Source organism: Shewanella sp. K8, from assembly GCF_028823715.1.
Taxonomy (GTDB): domain Bacteria; phylum Pseudomonadota; class Gammaproteobacteria; order Enterobacterales; family Shewanellaceae; genus Shewanella; species Shewanella algae.
The window spans coordinates 1-23,631 of record NZ_JAPEHY010000033.1 but is presented as its reverse complement, the minus strand read 5'-3'; the positions used below and the strand labels follow the sequence as shown (position 1 = coordinate 23,631).

General features: G+C 53.8%; 17 protein-coding genes and 1 pseudogene. 7 read left to right on the top strand and 11 right to left on the bottom strand.

All coding sequences use genetic code 11. The annotated features are described in order from the left end of the window. Positions 1-190 precede the first annotated feature (190 nt). Together ON072_RS16510 and ON072_RS16505 are read left to right on the top strand one after the other, a co-directional pair. The gene (locus ON072_RS16510) at positions 191-1,201 is read left to right on the top strand and encodes a D-alanine--D-alanine ligase (RefSeq protein WP_107004749.1); all 1,011 of its coding nucleotides are present in this window, start codon (positions 191-193) and stop codon (positions 1,199-1,201) included. 133 nt (positions 1,202-1,334) lie between these two features. Continuing rightward, a complete protein-coding gene (locus ON072_RS16505) occupies positions 1,335-1,727 on the top strand; it encodes a VOC family protein (RefSeq protein ID WP_101058896.1) in 393 nt (130 codons plus the stop codon). A 111-nt stretch (positions 1,728-1,838) separates the two neighbouring features. On the opposite strand, the gene ON072_RS16500 is transcribed toward ON072_RS16505, so the two are convergent. From ON072_RS16500 to ON072_RS16480, 5 genes are read right to left on the bottom strand one after another with little or no spacing between them, the layout of a single operon-like run. Continuing rightward, positions 1,839-2,426 (bottom strand): cytochrome c3 family protein, encoded by a 588-nt coding sequence (locus ON072_RS16500; protein ID WP_025009645.1) that lies wholly within the window; start codon positions 2,424-2,426, stop codon positions 1,839-1,841. Positions 2,427-2,434: 8 nt separating this feature from the next. Beyond that, positions 2,435-2,911: a nitrate reductase cytochrome c-type subunit gene (locus tag ON072_RS16495; protein WP_062793459.1), complete on the bottom strand. Its 477-nt coding sequence runs from the start codon at positions 2,909-2,911 to the stop codon at positions 2,435-2,437. A gap of 13 nt (positions 2,912-2,924) precedes the next feature. Continuing rightward, the gene (gene napA / locus ON072_RS16490; protein WP_045282887.1) at positions 2,925-5,414 is read right to left on the bottom strand and encodes a nitrate reductase catalytic subunit NapA; all 2,490 of its coding nucleotides are present in this window, start codon (positions 5,412-5,414) and stop codon (positions 2,925-2,927) included. 2 nt (positions 5,415-5,416) lie between these two features. Next, positions 5,417-5,674 carry a chaperone NapD gene (locus ON072_RS16485; RefSeq protein ID WP_045282741.1) on the bottom strand — a complete coding sequence of 86 codons (258 nt, stop codon included), beginning with the start codon at positions 5,672-5,674 and terminating at the stop codon, positions 5,417-5,419. Positions 5,675-5,712: 38 nt separating this feature from the next. Next, on the bottom strand, positions 5,713-5,874 hold the full coding sequence (locus ON072_RS16480; RefSeq protein ID WP_025009643.1) for a nitrate reductase: 162 nt from the start codon (positions 5,872-5,874) through the stop codon (positions 5,713-5,715). A gap of 582 nt (positions 5,875-6,456) precedes the next feature. On the opposite strand from ON072_RS16480, the gene ON072_RS16475 reads away from it, so the two are divergent. Then, positions 6,457-7,806: an ammonia-forming cytochrome c nitrite reductase subunit c552 gene (locus ON072_RS16475; RefSeq protein WP_391564753.1), complete on the top strand. Its 1,350-nt coding sequence runs from the start codon at positions 6,457-6,459 to the stop codon at positions 7,804-7,806. A 212-nt stretch (positions 7,807-8,018) separates the two neighbouring features. Here ON072_RS16475 and hrpA read toward each other — a convergent pair whose 3' ends face one another. The 3 genes from hrpA to ON072_RS16460 form a co-directional block, all read right to left on the bottom strand. Further along, positions 8,019-11,894 carry an ATP-dependent RNA helicase HrpA gene (hrpA, locus tag ON072_RS16470; RefSeq protein ID WP_261752480.1) on the bottom strand — a complete coding sequence of 1,292 codons (3,876 nt, stop codon included), beginning with the start codon at positions 11,892-11,894 and terminating at the stop codon, positions 8,019-8,021. Positions 11,895-12,002: 108 nt separating this feature from the next. Further along, positions 12,003-12,419 (bottom strand): CBS domain-containing protein, encoded by a 417-nt coding sequence (locus ON072_RS16465; protein ID WP_071237621.1) that lies wholly within the window; start codon positions 12,417-12,419, stop codon positions 12,003-12,005. Positions 12,420-12,514: 95 nt separating this feature from the next. Continuing rightward, positions 12,515-13,549, bottom strand: a complete 1,035-nt coding sequence (locus tag ON072_RS16460; RefSeq protein ID WP_071237610.1) for an isoaspartyl peptidase/L-asparaginase family protein — start codon at positions 13,547-13,549, stop codon at positions 12,515-12,517. A gap of 184 nt (positions 13,550-13,733) precedes the next feature. Here ON072_RS16460 and ON072_RS16455 point away from each other — a divergent pair, with 184 nt between their 5' ends. Both ON072_RS16455 and ON072_RS16450 read left to right on the top strand, forming a co-directional pair. Then, on the top strand, positions 13,734-15,533 hold the full coding sequence (locus tag ON072_RS16455) for an autotransporter assembly complex protein TamA (protein ID WP_037474016.1): 1,800 nt from the start codon (positions 13,734-13,736) through the stop codon (positions 15,531-15,533). Then, entirely contained in the window at positions 15,530-19,528 is a 3,999-nt protein-coding gene (locus tag ON072_RS16450) for a translocation/assembly module TamB domain-containing protein (RefSeq protein WP_261752479.1), read from the top strand. The genes ON072_RS16455 and ON072_RS16450 overlap by 4 nt, the downstream gene beginning before the upstream one ends. Before the next feature lie 174 nt (positions 19,529-19,702). Here ON072_RS16450 and rplY read toward each other — a convergent pair whose 3' ends face one another. After that, the gene (rplY, locus tag ON072_RS16445) at positions 19,703-19,990 is read right to left on the bottom strand and encodes a 50S ribosomal protein L25 (RefSeq protein WP_045282740.1); all 288 of its coding nucleotides are present in this window, start codon (positions 19,988-19,990) and stop codon (positions 19,703-19,705) included. Positions 19,991-20,290: 300 nt separating this feature from the next. Here rplY and ON072_RS16440 point away from each other — a divergent pair, with 300 nt between their 5' ends. Further along, positions 20,291-20,794 (top strand): hypothetical protein, encoded by a 504-nt coding sequence (locus ON072_RS16440; protein WP_044734399.1) that lies wholly within the window; start codon positions 20,291-20,293, stop codon positions 20,792-20,794. On the opposite strand, the gene ON072_RS16435 is transcribed toward ON072_RS16440, so the two are convergent. Together ON072_RS16435 and ON072_RS16430 are read right to left on the bottom strand one after the other, a co-directional pair. Continuing rightward, a complete protein-coding gene (locus ON072_RS16435) occupies positions 20,682-21,230 on the bottom strand; it encodes a DUF882 domain-containing protein (protein WP_261752478.1) in 549 nt (182 codons plus the stop codon). The two genes, ON072_RS16440 and ON072_RS16435, sit on opposite strands and share 113 nt — an antisense overlap. 184 nt (positions 21,231-21,414) lie before the next feature. After that, complete coding sequence (locus ON072_RS16430) at positions 21,415-22,869, bottom strand: L,D-transpeptidase family protein (protein WP_025888058.1); 1,455 nt, start codon at positions 22,867-22,869, stop codon at positions 21,415-21,417. A 203-nt stretch (positions 22,870-23,072) separates the two neighbouring features. On the opposite strand from ON072_RS16430, the pseudogene ON072_RS16425 reads away from it, so the two are divergent. Continuing rightward, positions 23,073-23,363, top strand: a pseudogene (locus tag ON072_RS16425) (HU family DNA-binding protein); the annotation flags it as partial. Positions 23,364-23,631 lie beyond the last annotated feature (268 nt).

Below are 23,631 nucleotides of genomic sequence, written 5' to 3'. Positions count from 1 at the left end.
CAGAAACTATGACTGTGGCCATGACTATAACGAAAACAGCAACCGAGCCAGATGCCATACGGCCCGTTTCGCTCTGGCGGCAAAATAACCAGATGAGAGCCAGCGTCAGCTGCCGTTATACTCAAGGCCTGTCTAAGCAGGCATAATATCGGCCAAGGTTATTTATCAGGCCGCTCAGTCAGGAGAATTCATGAGCAAAACCCATATCTTGTTACTCTGTGGCGGCGGGGCCGCCGAGCACAGTATCTCTTTGATGTCGGCTGACTATATCGAAAGCTGCCTGGCAAATATTCCCGACATGGAAGTGCTCAGGTTGGAGCTGGACGCCGCCGGCCACTACCACACCAAGCAGGGCCAGGTTTGCGAGCTGACCAATCGCCGTGAAGTGCGCTTCGATGAGGCCGAGCCCAGCTGGCCGGTGGACTATGTGATCCCCTGTATTCACGGCTATCCGGGCGAGACCGGCGATATTCAGTCCTATTTCAATCTGATCAACCTGCCCTATTTCGGTTGCGGCTCCGAACCCAGCAGCAACTGCTTCAACAAGGTCACGGCCAAGATGTGGTTCAGTGCGCTCGGCATCCCCAATACCCCTTATCTGTTTCTCAGCGAAGCCGGTGAAGCGGCCAACACCCGCTGCCGTGAGGCCTTGAATGAATGGGGCTCACTGTTTATCAAGGCGGCATCCCAAGGGTCATCCGTCGGCTGCTACCGGGTGGACAACGGCGATGATATCCCCTCGGTGCTGGAGCAGGCCTTCAGTTACTCCCCCTACGTGGTGGTGGAAAAGACCATCAAAGCCAGGGAGCTGGAAGTGGCCGTATATGAATACCAGGGTGAAGTGATTGCCACAGTGCCGGGTGAAATCATCTGCGCCAACAACACCTTTTACAGCTTCGATGAGAAGTATGATGCCAAGAGCAAGGCGGTGACCAAGGTCGAGGCCGAGTTGAGCCAAGCGCAAATCGATACCATACGCGATTATGCCATTCGCGCCTTTAAGGGCATGAAGCTGTCCCACCTGTCGCGTATCGACTTCTTCCTTACCGATGAAGGCGAGATACTGCTCAACGAGATCAATACCTTCCCGGGCATGACGCCCATCTCCATGTTTCCCAAGATGCTCAGCAACAATGGCCATGATGTCAGCGAGTGGCTGGTGAGTAACATAAGACGCCAGCTGAGCGAACCGCTCAAGTAAAGCACCAGTAAAGTTCCAGGTTGAACCAAGCACCAACCGGACTGAAACAAACGCAAAACCACACCCGCCACTCGCGCGGGTGTTCTTTATCCTGCTAAGCTGACAATAGGTGTGACGGCATGCAGGAGATCTTATGTTCAGTGCGATAGATATAGATCATCTGGTGTTGATCTGCAGCAGTCTGGAAACCAGCGAAGCATTCTACACCCAAGTGCTGGGGGCTCGGTTCGAGCGGCGGCTCGACGCCCCTAGCCTGCTGCAACTGAGATTCGGCGGTGCCCTTATCGATCTGGTGCCAAGAAGCGATCAACCCGCAGGCCTCAATATGGCGCACTTCTGCCTCAATATTGCCGCCAAGGATGAAGCCTCAGTGCTGCAACACCTGGAGCAACACGGCGTGCACCATGAAGGCTTTTCGGAAAAATATGGCGCCCGGGGATACAGCCGCTCTATCTATATTTACGATCCGGACGGCAATCAAGTAGAACTTAAACTGCTGAGTCGGCAACAGCAGAGCGGCCAATAAGGCGTTGCTTAATCATGGATTTTTAATGGCGATTTAACAGATAAAAAAGCGCGCCGGGAAAGTTCGGCGCGCTTTTTTATGAAGCAATAGGTTCTGCCCAGAGCTTTGGGCTCAGAAGCCTTCCACTCCCTGCATATCCGGCAGGTGGTGGGCTATCCCCTTGTGGCAGTCGATACAGGTCTTCTCACCGCTTGCCAGCGAGGTGGAGTGCATATTGGCCGCCCGCTGTGACTGACGGGTGAAGTCCATATACTGGAAGTTATGACAGTTTCGACACTCCAGCGAGTCGTTGGCCTTGAGTCTGGCCCACTCATGCTCGGCCAGTTCACGCCGCTTGGACTCGAACTTCTCCCGGGTATTGATGGTGCCGAACACCTTGCCCCACACCTCTTTTGAAGCCTGCATCTTACGGGCTATCTTGTCGGTCCAATTATGGGGAACGTGGCAGTCCGGACAGGTCGCCCGCACCCCGCTGCGGTTAGTGAAATGTATGGTGGTCTTCAGCTCCTGATAGACGTTGTTCTCCATTTCATGGCAACCGATACAAAAGGCCTCCTGGTTGGTGGCTTCCAAGGCAGTGTTGAAACCACCCCAGAAGATGATCCCGGCAACAAAGCCTCCCAGGGTCAGAAAACCCAGACTGAAGTGAACACTGGGCCGGTTCAGCACCCGCCATATCTGTTTCAGTTTCTCAAACATAGCGACTCCTAATGGCTGGATGGGTTCTCAGCCCCGGACTTGAGCAAGTGATCCATATCGACAAAGTCATTCTCCACCATCAATCTGGCGTCCAGTTGCGGCACATGGCACTGGGTACAGAAATAACGTCTGGGTGACAGCTCGGCCAGAAAGTTATTGTCTCTGTCCATATAGTGAGTCACGCTCACCATAGGCGCCTGCGATTCGCCGGTGCGACTGCGGGCATGACAGGACATGCACTTGTTGACCTTAAGATCCAGCTGATAGCCATCTATCTTGTGCGGTATAACCGGCGGCTGCATCGGGTAGTTACGGGTCTGTTTGATATCCGTATTTCTCACCTTCTGCATCACAGGCGGTGTCGGCTGGCTATTGAGCGGCGCCTGACGCAAAGTCGCCACCTTATCCTCGGGAATACCGGCGGCATTGACGGACAGCGCAGTCAGCAGTGCAGCAAAGGCCAACAGGGTATGATTCGATTTCATCTTCTTATCCTCCTCAGGCCTTCATCACTTTCACGGCACACTTCTTGAAATCGGTCTGCTTGGACAGCGGATCCGTGGCATCCAGAGTCACCTTGTTGATCAACTGACTGGCATCGAACCAGGGGACAAACACCAAACCCACCGGCGGCTTGTTGCGGCCGCGGGTTTCCACCCGGGTCAGTATCTCGCCGCGACGGGATACTACCTTGACCTCATCCCCTCGGCGCAGGCCGCGTTTCTTGGCATCATCCGGATGCATAAAGCACACGGCATCCGGGAAGGCGCGATACAGCTCAGGTACCCTCTGGGTCATGGAGCCTGAGTGCCAATGTTCCAGCACCCGCCCGGTAGAAAGCCAGAGATCATATTCGGCATCCGGGGATTCTGCCGCTGGCTCGTATGGCAGCGCGAAGATAACCGCCTTGCCGTCTTTTTTGCCGTAAAACTCAAAACCCTTGCCGGGTTTAACGTAGGGATCCGAGCCCTCACGGTAGCGCCAGAGGGTTTCTTTGCCGTCAACCACAGGCCAGCGTAAACCATGGGCCTGGTGGTACATTTCAAAGGGAGCCAAGTCGTGACCATGACCACGGCCAAAGGTGGCGTATTCCTCAAAAAGCCCTTTTTGCACATAGAAACCAAAGTGCTTGGCCTCGTCGTTCAGGTACTTGTTATCGCTTTCACTGAGAGGAAACTTGTCAACATTGCCGTTCTGGTACAGCACTTCATACAAGGTCTTGCCCTTGTATTCAGGATTGGCCGCCAACACAGCTTCGGACCAGACTTCGTCTGTGGTAAAGCGCTTGGAGAACTCCAGCAACTGCCAGAGATCAGAGCGCGACTGTCCGGGCGCTGACACCAACTGATGCCAGAACTGGGTACGGCGCTCGGCGTTACCATAGGCGCCCTCTTTCTCCACCCACATGGCGGTGGGTAGAATGAGATCCGCGGCCTGGGTGGTAACCGTTGGGTAAGCATCGGACACCACAATAAAGTTTTCCGGATTACGGTATCCTGGCAAGCCCTCTTCGTTGATATTGGGGCCGGCCTGCATATTGTTGTTCACCTGCACCCAGTAGCAGTTGAGATCGCCATCTTTCAGGCGCCGGTTCTGCTCTACCGCGTGGTAGCCGGGCTTGGGCGGAATGATCCCGGAAGGGATTTTCCAGATGGTCTCGGCAATCTTGCGGTGCTCTGGATTATTCACCACCAGATCTGCCGGCAAGCGATGGGAGAAGGTGCCCACCTCTCGCGCAGTACCACAGGCTGAAGGTTGACCTGTGAGTGAAAACGGACTGTTGCCGGGGGTGGCTATTTTGCCGGTCAGCAAATGGATATTGTAGATAAGGTTGTTACACCAAACCCCTCGGGTATGCTGGTTAAAGCCCATGGTCCAGAAGGAGGTCACCTTCACCTCGGGATCGGCGTAGAGTTTCGCCAGCTCCAGCAATTTATGCTCGGGTACGCCCGAGAGCTCGCTGACCTTCTCCAGACTGTAATCGGCGACAAAGGCCTTGAACTGATCAAAGTCCATCGGGGTAGATTCACCGGCGGTGGCCACGTTCTTGGCTTTTTGTTGCAACGGATGTGAGGGCCGCAGGCCATAGCCAATATCGGTTGTGCCTCTGCGGAAGTTCACATGCTTGTTGACGAAGTCCCAATTAACCTTGTCATTACTGATGATGTAGTTGGCGATATAGTTGAGTATGGCCAGGTCGGTTTGCGGCGTGAAGACAATCGGCAAGTCGGCCAAATCAAAGCTTCTGTGCTCGAAGGTGGACATCACAGAGACTTTTACATGGGGCGCGCTAAGGCGTCTGTCTGTGACCCGGCTCCAGAGGATTGGGTGCATCTCGGCCATGTTGGAGCCCCAAAGCACAAAGGCGTCGGCAGCTTCAATATCGTTGTAGCAGCCCATGGGCTCGTCCATGCCAAAGGTACGCATAAAACCGCCCACGGCCGAGGCCATACAGTGACGGGCGTTGGGATCGATATTGTTGGAGCCGAAACCCGCCTTCATCAGCTTGGAAGCGGCATAACCTTCCCAAACCGTCCACTGACCTGAACCAAACATGCCCACCGCCGTCGGCCCTTTGGTCTTGATGGTGTGCTTCCACTTCTCGGCCATAATGTCAAAGGCCTGATCCCAACTGATGGGGGTAAATTCACCGTGCTTGTCGTATTTGCCGTCTGTCATCCGCAGCATGGGAGTCTGCAGCCTGTCATGGCCATACATGATCTTCGACAGGAAGTAGCCTTTAATGCAGTTGAGGCCGCGGTTGACCTCACTGTTGGCATCGCCATGGGTCGCCACGACCCGGCCTTCGCGGGTGGCTACCATCACAGAGCAGCCAGTACCGCAAAAGCGGCACGGCGCCTTGTTCCAATCTAACTGGGTGTGTTCTGAACTGGTGATCAGGTTGCTGGCGGTGGCAGGTAAAGCCAATCCGGCGACCCCGGCTGCCGCCATGGCGGCATTGGCCTTCATGAATTCGCGTCTGTTCATTTTCATTGCTCTTCCTCTTCGAGCTGTTCACACTGGTGATACACCATAGCGGTGGAGATCACACCCTTGAGGGCATTGATCTTGTCCATGGTGGCGAGGATCGCCTGTTCGGTCGGGCCTTCCAGCACCACAACCAGCTTGCTTTCATCATTCACCGACAACTCGGCATTGCCGAATGACAGAATTTGCTGACGAACGCCGGCCATCTTGAGTGGCATCACCTGAAGGATCAGGCTGCTGACATGCAGTTCCCTACTCATCTCGTTCCCCTGTTTTAAGGACTCTCGTTATGCTTGAGTTAACCGGCTCCCGGTGGACCGGTTAAAATTTGGCTGAACCAGATGGCAAAGCCCAGACCGCTGACCAGTAAAACCGACAGCAGGGGTGCCAAAAAAACCGTCAGGAAGATAAATATCTTCAGCTCCAGACGTTTTTCATCAGTACTCGGTGTCTCGCTCATGGCTCCTCCCTAGGCGCTATGAAGATGGCTTGCTGCTGTGCTGTTCCAGGGCAACGGCCGCCAAGCCAGGCAGATTAAAGCCGCCTTTGAAATGCAACTTGTTTTTCGGTTTCAATCATAAAGGCAAAGTGTTAACAAACTGTATACCCCCAAGTTGGTAAACACCTGATGCCGTTGATCTGGATCATATAAATAGCTGGCAAAAGACGGATATCACAGCTTTCAACCGCCTCAATCGATTGTAATTTCGACATTTTCCGTTTTTAGCTATTCAGGCTTACATGAAATACAGCAAAGAAGTGGCTATTTCGCCAATAAAGAGCGGTCAAAAAACCAACGAAATGAGCAAAATATCCATTAGGGAGTAGAGCCCAGCCGGGGCAGGCTTTAAAGGCATAGATCGGCAATCAAGGACGAAACAGAATCCTGTTCTATGTCACAGAACTCAGTAAAAACAGTATCTTGCAGTTGCAGCGACCGGCGTGGAACCTTAGCATTATCATGCATTTTAGTTAAATCTTTTAATTTCAGGGCAGATTTCACACGCCTGATTGTACGTCGCCCAACCAAGGAGAGCCTTTAGTGAATCCCTTCCCCCACTCTGCTGTCACACTCCCCATTTTGCTCGGCCTGAGCCTGTCATTTTCCGTTGTCGCAGCAGACAAAACATCGAGCCTGCAATATCAGACCTGGGCCCAAACCGCCGAAGAACTGCAGCGGGAAGATATGCTTGAGAAAAACCCCGCCAGCGTCATCCTCTGGGCCGGCTCGGCTTATGCCAAGGAGTACCATAGCCCCAGAGGGCACCACTTTGCCGTCGCCGATGTCAGTCACAGTCTGCGCAGTGGTGTTAGCCCCAAGGCTGGTGAAACAGCCCTGTCGGCCAGCTGTTGGACCTGCAAGACGCCGGATGCGCCCAGGCTGATGAAAGAGCTGGGCGTCGAAGGCTTCTCGGCCAAGAGCTTTGCCGAGCAGGGTCCGGAAATCCAAAACCCTGTGTACTGTTCCGATTGCCATACCCAGGGCTCAGCTGAACTGACACTGCCAAGACCTCATGCCCAGGACGCCATGGCCAAAGTGCACAAACCCTTTGGTGAACAAAATCAGTCGATGCAGCAATCACAGGTTTGCGGCCAATGCCATGTCACTTATTACTTCCAGCCTGAGCGTCAGGACAAGGTCAATATCCCCTGGATCTTCGGCAACAGCGCCGATGAGATAGAAAAGTATTATGATGCCCGACAGTTTTTCGAGTGGGTGCACCCGGTATCGAGAACGCCGCTGGTGAAGGCGCGCCATCCCGAGTTTGAACATTGGAATCGCAGCGCCCACGCCAAGGCTGGTATCAGTTGTGTCACCTGTCATATGACCCAGAAAACCAGCGCCGACGGCAAATCTTTCACCAACCACAAGATAACCAACCATCTGCCGGACTTTGAAGCGGCCAAATGCAGCAGTTGTCACCAGAGTCAGCAGCAAATTACCCAGCTGATTACCGACAACAAGGCGCTGCTGGAAGCCAAGGCGCAGCAGTTGCAGGAACTGCTTATCAAGGCCCATTATGAAGCCGGCGCCGCCTGGAAGGCAGGGGCCCAATGGCAACAGATAGGCTATGCCATCATGGGGATACGACATGCACAGTGGCGCTGGGACTTTGCCATGTCATCCCACGGTATTCACGCCCACAACGCCAAAGAGGGTGAAGCCCTGCTGAACAAGGGCTTAGAGCAGATCCGCGCTGCCAGAGAGATATTGAGCAAGCTGAATGCCGACCTTGGCGTAACCCGAGTCGATTATCCGGACTACAGTACCAAGGCCAAGGCGCAGGCCGCCATAGGCGTAGAGCTGGAAAAACTGACCGAGGAGAAGCAAGCCTTTATCGAGACTGAAGTGAAAAAACATTGGTCCAAGGCTGCAAACTTCGGCTATTGAGCGGCAAGGTGAACAATAGCCGGGATGAGAGCCAAGCCTTAATCAAAACATGCAATTTTGATTGGAGAATAAGCGGCGTTCAACAATAGCCGCGGTGGGAAATATGGCCGTTTACCAGGCGGGCACCAGCAGGCACTGTATTGTTCTTGCTGTGCTCTGGGCCCGCCTGTTTTTTATCGGGTCCACTTTAGGAGCCAGCTGCAGCTGTCCAGTTAAAACTGCTGCAACTGGTTAAGGATGCGCTTTTCCGATATCGGATAGGCAGTGCCCAGACTCTGGGCAAAACAGCTGACCCTGTACTCTTCCAGCATCCAGCGCACCTCGGCCAGCGCCTCCGGTACCGCCTGGCTGCGCGGCACCTTGGCAAGCGCGGCCTTGAACTCTGTCTCGGCGTTGTGAATGCTGTGCAGATGCAAACGGTCACGGTTGGGATCCACCGGCAGCTTGTCCAGGCGCAGCTCAATCGCCTTGAGATAGCGGATCAGATCGCCAAGACGGCGCCAACCGGAAGCTTCAACAAATCCCTTGAACACCAGGGCGTCCAATTGGCTTTGAATATCACTCATGGCAAAGGCGATATCCAGGCTGATTTTGCCCTTGAGACGCTTACGGATCTTCTGGTGCAAAGTCAAAATCTGCTCCACCTTGAGGGCGATGGCCGCTGCGGTTTCATTGAGCTCGGCCCTGACTATCTCCTTGGCTTTGACAAAATCATCGGCGCTTCGGACATCCAACTGCTGCTCATCCAAAAGCTGCTGAATTGCCGCGGCAATAATGTCATCTATCAGTATCTGCACCTGGCCGAACGGATTGAAATACATCGCCAGTTTGGCCTTGTTGGGCAAGGCCTGCTGTAGATGTTTCACCGGCGATGGAATATTGATAAGCAGCAGCTTTCTCAGCCCTTGTCTGTGGTGGGAAAGCGCCTGCTGTTCGTCATCAAATAATTTGATGGAAACTGTATCGCCGGCATCCACCAAGGCGGGGAATGCCTTCACCTCATAGCTACCTTTGCGGCTTTGATATTCTTTCGGCAGGTCGCCAAAGCTCCATTCGGTCAGGGCGTTTTGCTCTATGCCCTTGTCGGCAACCTTGCGTATCGCTTGGTTCACCTGCCCCTGCAATGATGCTTTGAGGCTGTCGAGATCCCGGCTCTGGGCCAAGAGCTTGCCCTTATCGTCTTCCACCTTGAAGTTCATCTTCAGATGGTCGGCAATGGCGTTGAGATCGAAATCCTCCGGATTGACACGGGTGCCACTCATTCTCAGCAGCTGTTTGCACAGGGAGGGCAACAAAGGCTGGGCAAAAGGTTCCATCGCCTGCACACAGGCGCGGGCATAATCCGGCGCCGGCACAAAATTGCGCCGCAGCGGTTTGGGCAAGGACTTGATCAGGGCAACACACTTCTCCTCCCTGAGCCCCGGTACCTGCCAGTCAAAATCGGTTTCATCCAACTGATTGAGCAGCGCCACCGGAATAAGCACAGAGACGCCGTCATCCTCGGCCGCCGGTTCAAAATGGTAACTCAGCTTGAGGCTGAGATTGCCCTGCTGCCAGCTGTCGGGGAAGTCCAATGCTGATACATGGGTGTCATCCCTTTGCATCAAGAGTTCGCGGCTGAAATTGAGCAGCTCAGGGGTCTCTCTCCTGGCCTGTTTCCACCAGGTGTTGAATTTGGGCTGGTTGTATATCCCTTGTGGAATGCGTTCATCGTAGAAGGCGAACAAGGCGTCTGTATCCACCAGAATGTCGCGCCGCCGCGACTTATGTTCGAGATCTTCCACCTCTTCGAGCAACGCCTGGTTGGCCTTGAAGAAGGCTTCATTGCAGCGCAGCTCACCCTCGGCCAGAGCCGAGCGAATAAAGATTTCCCGAGCCTTAACCGGCTCCAGCGGGCCAAACTGTACCCGGCGGCGGTTGACTATGGTGAGGCCATAGAGCACCTGATTTTCCAGGGCGATCACACTGCCCTGTTTGGCTTCGAAATGGGGCTCGTTGTGCTGCTTCTTGACCAGATGCGCCGCCAGAGACTCGAGCCATACAGGATCGATACGGGCGCAGGTACGGGCGAACAGGCGTGATGTTTCGGTAAGCTCGGCCGCCATAATCCACTTGGGGCCCTTCTTGGCCAGCGGCGAGCCGGGAAACACAAAGAAGCGCCGGTTGCGGGCCCCCAGATACTCGTTGTCTTTATCCTTGAAGCCGATATGGCTCAGCAGCCCCGAAAGCAGCGCCTGGTGCAGCGGCTCATATTCGGCGGCCTGACTGTTGAGGCGCCACTTAAGGTCGTGCACACTCTGACGCAGCTGGGCATAGAGATCCTGCCATTCGCGAATACGCAAATAGGCCAGATACTCGGCCTTCACCTGCTTGCGGAACTGGCTGGATGACAGGCTCTTCTGTTGCTCTTTGAGGTACTGCCACAGATTGAGCCAGGCAACAAAGTCGGAGTCTTTGTCGGCAAAACGGCGATGGGCTTCATCGGCGGCCTGTTTCTTCTCATGTGGCCGCTCGCGGGGATCCTGAATCGATAACCCGGCAACAATCACCATCACCTCATGCAGACAGCCAAGCTTATTGGCCTCAAGCACCATGCGGGCCAAGCGGGGATCGACCGGGATCTTCGCCAGATCGCGCCCGAGCGGGGTCAGTTTCAGCGCCCCTTTGTGCTTGCTCACCGCCTGCAACTCTTCTAGCAGCAGGAAACCGTCGCGGATATGGCGCGGATCCGGTGGCTGAATGAAGGGGAAGCCCTCAATGTCACCCAGGCCTATGGCCAACATCTGCAGGATCACGGATGCCAGGTTGGTGCGCAGAATTTCAGGATCGGTAAACGCCGGCCGATTGATAAAGTCCTGTTCGTCATAGAGGCGAATACAGATCCCCGGTCCAACCCGGCCGCAACGTCCCTGGCGTTGATTGGCACTGGCCTGGGAGATGGGCTCAATCGGCAAACGCTGCACCTTGGTGCGATAGCTGTAGCGGCTTATCCTGGCAGTACCTGGGTCGATAACATAGCGGATCCCGGGCACAGTCAGCGAGGTTTCGGCCACGTTGGTGGCCAATACAATGCGCCGTCCTGGATGCGGCTTGAATACCTTGGACTGCTCGCCGTATGACAAACGGGCATAAAGCGGCAAGATCTCGGTATCGCGCAGGTTACGCTTTTTCAGCTGCTCGGCGGTATCGCGGATTTCGCGCTCGCCGTTCATGAAAATCAGAATGTCCCCCGGGCCTTCGCGACAGAGTTCATCGACGGCGGCAAAGATGCCGTCCATCAGATCCAAGTCGGCGTCGTCATCCTGCAACAGGGGGCGATAGCGGGTTTCCACCGGATAAGTGCGGCCGGACACTTCCACCACGGGCGCATTGTCAAAGTGCCTGGAAAAGCGCTCCACATCTATGGTGGCCGAGGTGATGATCAACTTGAGATCCTGGCGCTTTTGCAAAATTTGCTTCAGATAACCCAGAATAAAGTCGATGTTGAGACTGCGCTCATGGGCCTCGTCTATGATGAGGCAATCATACTGACTGAGCCATTTATCCGATGCCAGTTCTGCCAGCAGGATACCGTCTGTCATCAACTTGATATAGGAGTCCTGGGAAACCGCATCGGCGAAACGAACCTTAAAACCCACCGCCTGACCCAGCTCTGTCTTGAGTTCATCGGCAACCCGGCTGGCCACGCTGCGGGCCGCCAGCCGTCTGGGCTGAGTGTGGCCAATCAGACCACGGCTGCCAAGCCCCAAGTCGAGACAGATTTTGGGCAGCTGAGTGGTCTTGCCCGAGCCGGTCTCACCGGCCACTATCACCACCTGATGATTGATGATGGCCGAGGCGATTTCATCGCGTTTTTGTGACACCGGCAGCTCATCCGGATACTCGATGACAGGTCTGTCTGCCAGCCTTTGCTGCGCCCTTTCATAAGCCTGCAGCGCGGCTTCACTGAGCTCGGCGAGTTTTTGCTGTTTGGCTTCTGAGTCGGGGCTTTTTTTCAAGCGAAACAAGCTGCGGCGAATGCGCGCCGCATCGGCCTGAAAGCAGAGATCCAGATATTCGCGGGAGAGTGGGTGCAGCTTAGCGTTCAAAACCTGTGTCCATTGGGATCAAAAACGGCGATCCTAACAAGGATACGCCGTCTTGGGTATGCTTACTGACTGATAACACCCAAATTTCAGTCAAATCAAGCGTTGTTGTCAGGCCGGAGTCAAATAACACTGCTGCATATAGATGTTCATGGCCTTGAGCACATTGGTACGGTTGATGGTTCCCACCACCCGGCCATCTTCCACCACTGGGTATATTTTCGGCTTCTGCCCCAGCATCTGCTCGGCCAACTGCAATATGCTGTCATCCGGCCTGACCCAAAGAACATCGGCGCGCATACAGTCGCGCACCACGGCGGTCAGATCGCAGTGATAACTGCTCTTGAGCATGGCGGCCATACAGTCTTGCTGTGACAAAAAGCCCACCAGACTGCCGCCGGCATCCACCACGGGCGCCCCACCCTTATTGGCCTCAAGCAGTTTTTCCACCGCAGTGGCTATCGACATATCCGCCTTCAGCAACACAGGCTGACGGTCCATATGATCACGTATTTTTATCGAATCCATAGCTTTCCCCAAGTTCAAAACGGCTTCATTGTTCAGTGTAGCCAATATTTTGCCCTTGGGGTTCAAGGCAGCAGCGATTGCCTCAATCCAAAATTTTAGTTATCCCGCCAGATCATCACTTCCGCCGCTTGATTGCTCTTGCGCCAGGCACGGTACATACCTTCGGTGTTGAACGGTGTTGCCACATTGCCTCTTTGGTCAATGGCGATCACCCCGCCACTGCCGCCGGCTGAGATCAGCCGCTGATTGATCACTTCATCGGCGGCCTGCAAAATCGATTTTTGCTGATACTTGGCCCTGGCGCAGATATCGCCGGCCACATGGAAACGGATAAAGTACTCACCGTGGCCGGTCGCCGAAACGGCGCAGACACCGTTCTCGGCATAAGTGCCGGCACCTATTACAGGTGAATCACCGATGCGGCCATAACGTTTGGCTGTCATGCCGCCGGTCGAGGTCCCGGCTGCCAGGTTGCCCTGCTTATCCAATGCCACTGCGCCAACGGTACCGAACTTGTAATCAAGATCCAGAGGACTAAGTCGCGCCTGAAAGTCTTTATTGGCTTCGGCGGCGTTGATTTTGGCCTTGGCATCGAGAAGCTGCTGATAGCGCGCTTCGCTGTCAAAGCGATTGCCGGGCACCAGCTCCATTCCCAACGTCAGGGCGAACTCCTCGGCGCCCGCCCCCGAGAGCATCACATGCTCTGACTTGTCCATCACGGCTCTGGCGAGATCGATTGGATGACGTATATGTTTAACCCCGGCCACTGCACCGGCATTCATGCTCTTGCCGTCCATAATGGAGGCATCCAGTTCATGAGCACCATCAAAGGTATACACTGCGCCGACTCCGGCATTAAACAAGGGACTGTCTTCCAGCACTCTGATGGCAGCCTGCACCGCCTCCATGCTGGCGCCGCCCTTATCCAGCACCTTATAACCGGCATTGACGGCTTCAGTCAGCTTGTCGCGGTAGGCTTTTTGCTGCTCTTCAGTCAAGGCCGCCTTGGAAATAGTACCGGCGCCACCATGAATGGCAATCGCAAAAGGAGCCTCGGCCGCCCAGGCCGGCAGCAACCCGGGCAACAGGAGTCCCAGGCTCAGGGCAAGAGTTTTTATTTTTGTTTTCATTGTATTGCTTCCATATTAACGACTGCTGCCTTTGTAACCATTTTATGCCTGGATGGCAATCTGTTACTTGCCTGAGCCAAGATCAGAGGCGACAATAGCAGCAATGTTACGCTAAGCAAAAGTTCTGATTTCCTTGACCAAATACAGTCGCTTTCCCGCGTATATCCTGAGTTTTGCGTCGATCATGCTGGCAAGCCCCCAGGTAGTGGCCGCCGATGATCCTCTGCTTAATCTCCGCATTGAAGGGGTTTCGGGCGAGCTTGAGAAAAATATCCGCGCACACTTGGGCAACTTTCCGGAGTCCAAGGTGCAGCGCCGTGCCTATCTATTTAATGTCAGCGACAGCGTTGAGGCCGCGCTGGAATCCATGGGTTATTACCATGGCAAGCTGGAACAAGAGCTCAAGGAAAGCGAACAAGGGCCGTGGGAGCTCAAGCTCACTATCACTCCGGGAGAAGTTACCCGTCTGCAGTGGGTCGATATCCGCCTCGAAGGCGAAGTACTCAACGACCCCTGGATCAACCGCTGGCTCAGTCAGGTCAAGGTCAAACCCGGCGATCCCCTCAACCACGGCGATTATGAACAGATAAAGTCGCAGCTTATTTCGCTGGCGCTGGCCCGGGGCTATTTTGATGGCCATTATCAAAAATCAGAGATCCGCGTTAATCGCGATCTCAATCTGGCACAGTTCAACCTGTATTTTGACTCGGGCAAGCGTTACCAATTTGGCGAAGTAAGCTTTGAAGGCCACAGCCTGCAGCCGCAATTGCTCGATGACTTGTTGCCATTCAAACCCGGCGCGCCCTACAGTACCCGCAAGCTCACGCGGCTCAATCAGGAGCTGCTGGATACCGGCTATTTTGCCAATATCAAGGTGTTGCCCCAAATCGACAAGTTGACAGAAGACAGCATCCCGGTACGGGTCGAATTGACCCCAAGACCGGATCACTCCATTGAGCTGGGTCTGGGTGCCGATATCGGCTCCAGCACAGACAGCAGCCTGGATCCCAGGGTCCGGGTGACCTGGCGCACCCCACAGATTAACAGTTACGGCCATTCCCAGGAGACCAGCATAGAGTGGTCGAGAGACAGACCCAAATTCCTCTCTACCTATACTATTCCCCTGACTCATCCTTTGGATGATCAGCTCAAGATCCGCGTCGGTCTGCTGAGGGACAAATACGGCGTAACTCAGGACTATGTTCCTGAGGACAGGGACTTTAGCAATACAGGTCAGTTGGAATCGACCAAGAAGCTTCTCGGGGTTGGCCGCAGCAAACGCCTGCATAACGGTTGGCTGCTGAGCTACTCGCTGGAAGCGATTCAGGAAAGCTACACCCAGTCGGATATTGATTATGATCCTGGATTTTTGCTGTTTGGTACCACGCTGTCCAAGACCATACGCGGCGATAACAGCCTGGATCCCAAGTCGGGTTTCCGGCAACTTTACAGTATTGAATATGCCGATCCTTCACTGGGTTCAGAGATCCGCCTGACTCGGATGCAGGCCAAATTCAAATGGATTGAGACTTTCTTTGAAAAGCACAGATTTGTTTCCCGTCTTGATCTCGGGGTCAACCTGGCGGCCGAAGGCGATCTGGCCTTGATCCCGCCGTCGCTGCGTTACTTCGCCGGTGGCGATCAGAGTATTCGTGGTTACAGCTATCAGGAACTTGGGCCTCACTTGGATTACACCAATGATCAGGGCGGCCTTTCACGGGAAGTGGTCGGTGGCCGCTATCTGGCGGTCGGTAGCCTGGAGTATCAATACTACCTGACTCCAAGCTGGCGGCTGGGTACCTTTGTCGACGCAGGTAACGCCTTTGATGTCAGTCAATTTGAACCTGTGGTTTCCGTGGGCGGTGGTATTCACTGGATATCCCCCATAGGCCCCATCAAACTGGATGTGGGCTTTGGCCTGCACGAATCCGATGCCGAAGACAGGCCCTGGCGTATTCACCTGACCATGGGGACAGAATTATGAGCCAAGCCCCAATGCCACAGGAACCCAACCCAAGCAGCAAGCAAGTGGCGAAAAAGACGCGCCCCCTGTGGCTCAAGTCCTTGAGGTGGTTCACCCGCACACTTTTGTATATCCCGCTCGGCTTGCTGGTGCTGTTGGCACTCTTGCTGGGCACGGCACCCGGGAGCCATTTGGCGGTATTTCTTGCCAGTGCTCTGGTGCCGGATCTTGAGCTGGAATATGCTTCCGGCACCCTGAACCGGGAGCTGCAACTCAAACAAGTACACTGGCAGATGGACGGCATCAGTGTTGATGCAGATGCCGTTACCCTTGCCTGGCAGCCTGCCTGCCTTTTGCAAAAGCAGTTATGTGTCGATGCCCTGGAGTTGACAACAACCCGGGTCGACATAGACACCAAGGCCTTCGCCTCAGATTCAGCCTCTGAGGAAGAAGCGCCAAGCTCGGGAGAGCTAGTACTGCCCTTTGGCATCAGCCTGAAACAAGCAAGCATCACGGATATTCAAGTGCGGGTCGATGAGATGCATTTTGATGCTGCGGCATTGAATACAGCAGCCAATTGGCAGGAAAGTGGTTTGCAGATCATCCAGCTTGAAAGTCGCGGGCTCAGCGTGCTGATCCCTGAGGCTAATGCGGCAGAAGCGCAAGCGACAGACAAAGACAAATCAGCCGCAGTGGCCAAGCAACAAAAAGCGGCACCAAAGAGTGAGACTGATGAATGGGCGCTGGCGCAGATGCCAAACGTTGCCATGCCCTTCCCCATCTATTTAAAGCATGCCGAGCTAAAGGACTCACGCCTGCAGATCATGGGGCGGGATGATAGGTTTGAGGAACTGCGTCTCAGCGCCAGCTACATTGGCGCTGAGCTGCGAGTCAACGAGTTTTATGCCAAACACACAGATGCCAGTCTGTCGCTGGAAGGTGAACTGACTCTGGATAAACATTGGCCCATGGCACTGACGGTACAACTGGAGTTACAGCGTTTACCTGAACTACCGGGACTCGAACAGCAACAGCTGGATCTCGCCCTCAAGGGAGATTTCAGCGACTTGCAGCTCAAGGCCAAACTCAGTGGCGAGCAGAGCCTGGCACTCAATGCCAGCGTCAATCTCGCCAACCCTGAACTGCCATATTCAGTGAACATCTCAGAAGGGGAACTGCATTGGCCCTTTGATCTGGCTCAGTACAGTGTCAGCGAACTGGCGTTGGAAAGCCGCGGCAGCCTCAAGCAACAGGCCGCCAGTGTGGTCGCTCAGATAAGCACTCCCTTCTACCCTGAGCTCAGCCTCAATACCCGCCTGGCGCATCAAGGCCAAAGACTCAAGATTGAAGAGTTCAACAGTGACAGCAGTGCCGGTAAACTTGTACTCCAGGGTACGCTGGATTACGCCGATGGCATCGCCTGGGATGCAAATCTTGCGCTTTCACACTTCAACAGCGGCGCAATAACCCTGCCTTCTACCGAAGAAGCTGCGAAGGAAAAAGACCCAAATAGCCAAGTTGCCCACAACAAGCGTAAGAGTGACAACGAGGCAACAAGTGCACAAAGCCAAGCTGACGAGGGCAAATCTGAAGAAAGTCTGGCGGTAGATACGCCGGTGATCCCGTCCAGCGATATCAGCGGACAGCTGGCCAGCAGTGGTCGCTGGCAGGATAGCAAGTGGCGAGTGAGTCTGAAGCAGACCCAACTTCAGGGCTCATTGGACCGCCTGCCCTTTGAACTGACTGGCGATCTGGATATAGATGATTCGCTGCAGCTCAGCAGCCAGGGATTATCGCTGCGGGCGCTCAATACCCGCCTGGACCTTTCCGGCAGCGCCAAAGAGCAATGGGATCTCAGTGCCACGCTGGACGTGCCCGATTTCAATCTCTGGCATCCCGAGGCTTTCGGTGCTTTGACAGCCGATATCCAGGTGGTGGGCGATGCCAAACACCCGCAGGTACAGCTCAAGGCCAATACCCAGAGCATCAGATTTGGCGATCTCAAACTCAGCGGCAGTCAACTCAAGGCGCTCTATGCACCGCTGGATCTGCATGAGTTTGCCCTATCGCTGAAGACAGGTGAATTTGACGGCGCAGGTATTCATCTCGATGGCATCACTCTCAGAGCCAAAGGTAATGAACAGCAACAGAAACTGGGGCTGGAAACCGAGGGCGATCTGCAGCTGGATACTGCCATCCACAGCAAGCTGGATCTCGCCAAACAAAAGGCCAAGGTGGAACTCAGCAAATTCAACTTGGGATCCGTTCTGGGGCTGTGGCAGCTTGAACAAACAGTGTCACTGGACTGGGATCTCAAGCAGAACCGTGGTGAACTCAGTGGCTTTTGTTTGAGTCACCCATCCAGCAGACTCTGCCTGACCGATAATGTTAGCCTCAGTGACAAGGGTGACGCCAAGTTGCATTATCAGGGGCAACCCGGGCAACTACTCGCCAAGCTGTTACCCGAGCAGTTCAGCTGGCAGGGTGACGCCTTGATGGATGCCGCCATCGCCTGGAAACCCGGCGCGCGTCCGCAGGGTAAGCTCGACTTCCAGTTGGCTCCCGGGAAACTCAGCCTTAAACGCAAACAGCAAGCCAGTGCCAGCGTCGACTATCAGGCGTTGAAACTCAACGCCACCCTGGATGATGATGCGCTGAGAAGCCATATTCTGTTCAATTCCGATGCTCTCGCCCGCTGGGAAAGCCAGCTGGATATCAAGGTCACTCCGGATCGCAGCCTCAGTGGTTACGTCAATATTGAAAAAATCAATCTACAACTGCTTGGCCAGTTCATGCCACAACTTGAAACCATTGAGGGTTTACTCGGCGCCAACCTGAAGTTGGCTGGCAGCCTCAACAACCCAGAGCTCAGTGGTCAACTTAACCTACACGATGGAGCCCTGGCCAGTACAGTCAACCCCACTAGACTGGAGCAGATATCACTGGATATGGCCTTTGCCGGCCAAACCGCCGAGCTCCAGGGCCAGTGGATGATGGGCAGTGGCCAGGCGAACCTCAGCGGTCAACTGCGCTGGCCTGAAGGACAATTCAGCGGTGATATCCAGCTCAAGGGGCAAGAGCTCGGTGTCATTCAACCACCACTGGCGATTGTCAATGTCAGCCCGGATATTCAACTGCATTTCAGCCCGGACGCGCTCGATATCAAGGGTGAGGTCAAGGTGCCTTCCGGCAATATCAAGGTGGTGCAACTGCCGGCCGGAGGGGTGAGCGTATCATCCGATGTGGTATTCAGCGACTCTATTTCCGAGCAGGAGACCAAGGCATCCTCCATGGCCTTGAGCGCCGATCTGAATATTGATGTCGGTGATAAGCTGGCTATCGATGGTATGGGTCTCAAAGGGATGTTGGTGGGTACCTTACGGATGCAGCAATCGCCGCAGAAGCCGCCGCAACTCTTTGGTGATATCAAGGTAGTTAACGGCAGCTATAAATTCATGGGGCAGACGCTGAAAATTGCCACAGGTGCGGTGCAGTTTGTTGGGCCTATGCAAATCCCCAACCTCAATATCGAGGCTATCCGGGAGATCCGCGATGAAGATGTCACCGCCGGGGTACGTATTACAGGCACTCCCAACAAACCGATAGTGACCCTGTTTTCCAACCCTGCCAAGGAGCAGGCCGAAATCCTCTCCTATATTGTTCAGGGTAAAGGTTTTGGCTCCGGCAATGAGCAAAACAACTCATTGATGATGGGCGCAGCGCTGTCGCTGAGCTCCCAGGTCGATGGCGGCGCCATTTCCAGCCTGGGCGACACGGCGGCCGGCCTGGTGGAGATGTTTGGCTTCTCCAATGTGCAGTTGGATACCAATGATGATGGTAAAGTCGCCATCAGCGGCTATATTGGCAAAGATTTGATGATCAAATACGGTGTCGGTGTATTCAATCCGGGTTATGAAATGACGGTACGCTACTATCTGTTGTCGCAGCTCTATCTGGAAAGTGTATCCGGCACTCTGGGCCAGTCACTGGATATCTACTACAGCTTTGATCTTTAAGCTGTAAACACTCATGGTAGCGGATGTCAGCCTTGCGGGCATCCGCTACTTATCCCATCCGGCCTGGACATAAAATGCGACTTAAAGCCTAACTAGCTGTCCCTGCAGCTCCAAACCCAAAATGCAGACATAAAAAAAGCGCCCTGAGGGCGCTTTTCAACATCCAATTATCGATTAAGCGTAAACGAAGTCTACGTGCTCGATCATTGGCTTGAACGCGTGACGCTGCATAGCCTGAGCGCGTACTTTAACCTCTTTACCGTCCAGAACTATGGTCAGATCGCTGGTGTAGAAGTCATCGTTGGTTTGGATGTTGATGATATCTTTGTGCTCGAACACAATAGCAACGGCTTCTTTGCCGGCGCCATAGATAACGGCTGGAACTTTCCCGTCACGACGCAGGCGGCGGCTCGAACCTTTCCCAATCTCAGTGCGGGTTTGTGCTGGAATAGTGTAAGACATAATAATACTCTTTTGATAGTCAATAACTGGAACTGGCCACTATTTTCGACCAATAGCGGCCTTCATATAAAGCGGGCGAATACTAGCACAGAGGTAACTGAGCAGACAAGCTGATTTACCCTTTACAGGTAAAAGTGAAGTCAATTTCTCTCTCCCGCTGTTGCTCATCTGTAACATCTGTAATCATTAAGAAAAGCCATTGCTTAGCAGAGGTTTTACCCTGATCGAGATCACAATTTTTCCATCGCCCTGCTGCTACCCTGCTTTCAGTAATCTGGTTTTATTACATGAAGCAGGCCGATGAACGCCAATCTGCAGCAACTGATACGGGATGATAGCCTGTGCTATAAACTGGCAGCGGAACTCCATTACCTGATCGAACATGCTCCGTTTCAACAGGAGAAGCTCGACCTGATTTTATTGGAGTTTCTCGCCTGTAATCAGCAGAAAAGCGGCCATCTGTTACATTTGATGCGTGCCTGCAACTGCCCGGATCTTATCGAGCAATTGAGCTCAGACGCTCTCTTTTATGACAGACTCAACACCTTGGTCGCCGACTGGCAGCAAACCCGCGAGCTGTTACGTCTCAGATTGCAATTCAGCGAGCTGATGGCACTGCTTGAAGATAGAAAGCCCCGCGAACAGGGCTTTATCCGCAGGGCAGAAACCAATCTCTCTGTGCCGGAAAAACCTACCAGTTGCGCACCGGCCCGCAGTCAACGTGGACAAATCCCGACTTCGGATAATAGCCGACTCCCCCTAGTTTTAATGACAGGGCAGCCTCACGCAAAGTCTCAAGCTTAACTCCGGGGATCGCGATATCCATTGCCATACCCCGCATATGGTAACTCTTCTTGGCTACGCCGTTACTCTTGCCGGCCAGCATGGCGTTGGTTTTAGGCGAGCGATAACCTGAAATCACATGGATCTCTTCAGAAACCGACAGCGTCTGCTGCAGGTTGAACAGGAGATCGAACAGGCGTTTATCCATAGGGGCCGCCAAATTCAGCCGATGATCTCTCAGCAGATGGCTGAACTGCGACAGAGTGTTACTCTGATAATGACCGTCTTTCCAATAAGTCCCATCGCCACGCTCCCCTGTATGCCGGTTATAAAAACTCAGATATCGACTACCTTTAGTAGACCGACTCGCCATCGCTTTTGAAGGAAGCATAGAAACCATTGCCGCGCCGCCAAGGCCCATCAACAACTGCCTACGGGCAGGACATACTACTGACACTTATTCACCTTGCACAAAAAACAACCACAAGGCGGCAAATTATACGGGATTAACGCCAAGGTCAAGCGCCGATTTAGAGGCAGCGCCGCGGCCTTTTGAGATGAAATAGACAGAAATCGAGATAATTCCTTGCACCACATTAAGTTAGTAAAGCTTGGGTTCGGCGCCCCAAAGATACTGTTTCTCAAGGACGCAGCAAATGCTCTTCACGTCCCTGACGCTGCTCTGCCTTGTGGGCCAATTCAGTATTCCTTATTGTCTGCGCCCCAAGAGCCACCTTAACTCCCGGGCTCAATTGATAGATGTCACTGCGAAATTGCGCTCTTTCCCGCTCATCCATCCACGCAGTCCAATAAACCAGATGAACAGGCAGGCGCTGCTCAAAGGCAAACCATTGAGTGGTTTGATAGTCACTTTGCATCCGCTGCCAGGTTCTCTTGTCCCGCACCAGATTATTGGCCATCCAGGACGCCAACTCTTCCACCTTGTCGACCCGGATACAACCGGAAGACAGGGCTCGATTGGCTTTGGCAAACAGATGCTTGTCCGGTGTGTCATGCAGATAAACATTAAAGCCATTGCTGAAATGGAACTTGTAGCGTCCCAAGGCATTATCGGCGCCCGGTTGTTGTACCAAACGATAAGGGAAACGGCCACTCGCCTCTTTTTGCCAGGCTTCGGCGCTCTCTTCCACTCTATTGCCCTGATAGTCATAGACATTGAAATGCCGCTGCTGCAGATATTCACCATCCTTGCGGATCTGCGGCAGTAAGTCGCGCCTCAGTATACCCCTTGGCACAGTCCAGGTAGGATTTAAAACGATATTGGATACCTCACTGCTGAGCAGTGGTGTTTGCCGATAGGGTTTGCCGACTATGACCCGGGAGCGTAACTGCACCTGGTTGTCATCCACCAGAGTCAACTCAAACGCCGGGATATTCACCAACAGATAGCGCTTTCCCAATTGCTGCTTGTAGACGGTGCGGGCGACGAAGTTGCCGGCCAGCATGCGGGCACGTTGCAATGGTTCAGTATTGAGCCAACGCAGCGTATCAGGGCCTATGATGGCATCGGTTTTAAGCCCATGACGGGATTGAAACGCTTCTACCGCCGAGGCCAGCTGCGGTGAATAAACCTTGTTATCGCCCGGCTCGCTGCTGAGATCGCCAAGCCAATATAGACGCTTCGCAATTGTTGGGATCAGCAGATGACTGTCGCCAGGGCGTAACCAACCACCGGGATCCAACCTGGGCCATTGATGCCGCTCAGCGAGCCAAATCAGATAGCGGATCCGGCTGCTGGTTGCCAGATAGTCGTCTTCCTGAGGTTCCAGCGCCAGCGCCCGGCTGAGCGAATTGGCGTCAAGGGGTAGCGTGTTGAAGGCCAAAGGAACGCCACGACGCTTCCAGAAGGCCGCAATATCCTGTTCAATCCCCTCGCGCAACTCCAGTTGAAGGTTAAGATCGCCGCGGCTCATGGAACGTAAATCATCGGCAAACTCCTGCCCTTCAGGCAGCAGAGCCAGCAACTGCAGCTGATTATTCAGGATCCTGATAGCGGCATCATCGGCTTTAACTGCATATGCCGCGCCGCTGAGGAGCAGAATGATCAGTAAAGGCATTAACACGCGCTTTGTCATATCGGCCTCCCGGGACATAAGCTCAATTATGGCAAATATGCGCCGTGATTCGATGATATTTTGCTGACAATTGGCTGAACGACCCTTGATTAACATAGGACATTGGCAAGTCAATGATTATTAGCGATTGATAATTAATCACTTATCAGCACAAGCCTGTGATCATGGAGATTATTCTGATATAAAATCCTGCCAAAGCAGTAACAGGCAATATAATGAACAGACAAATGCTCATTCGGCAGATGGCCGAAAGACAACAGATCTCGCAGGCTCAAGCCAAAGTGCAACTGCAGCATATTCTGGCTAGCCTTACCCAGGCACTCAGTGAAGGCGAGAAGGTTTATCTGCCGCAGTTTGGCACTTTCGAGCTCAGATACCACCTTCCCCGCAACGGCCGTAACCCACAAACCGGTGAACCTTTGGAGATTGCCGGCAGCAATCAGCCTAGCTTTAAGGCTTCCCCTTCGCTGAAACAGGCTCTGCAGCCAGAGTAATACGTTCTCGGGGCAGGCTCTCTGCCCCCTGCATCAATAGTCATGCTTGTTTCCGGCCAAAGATATCAATACTGACGCTTGTTTCTGACAGTTGAACCGGGATTTGATGTGATAAAAGTCAGCAGCTATTAACGAACGTAAACTTGGTATGAAAACAAGGGCTAAGTCTGCTTCTAGTGACTTTAAGGGAATTCAATTTAGGGGGATTAAATTTGGAGGCGCGACCCGGAGTCGAACCGAGATCGACGGATTTGCAATCCGCAGCATA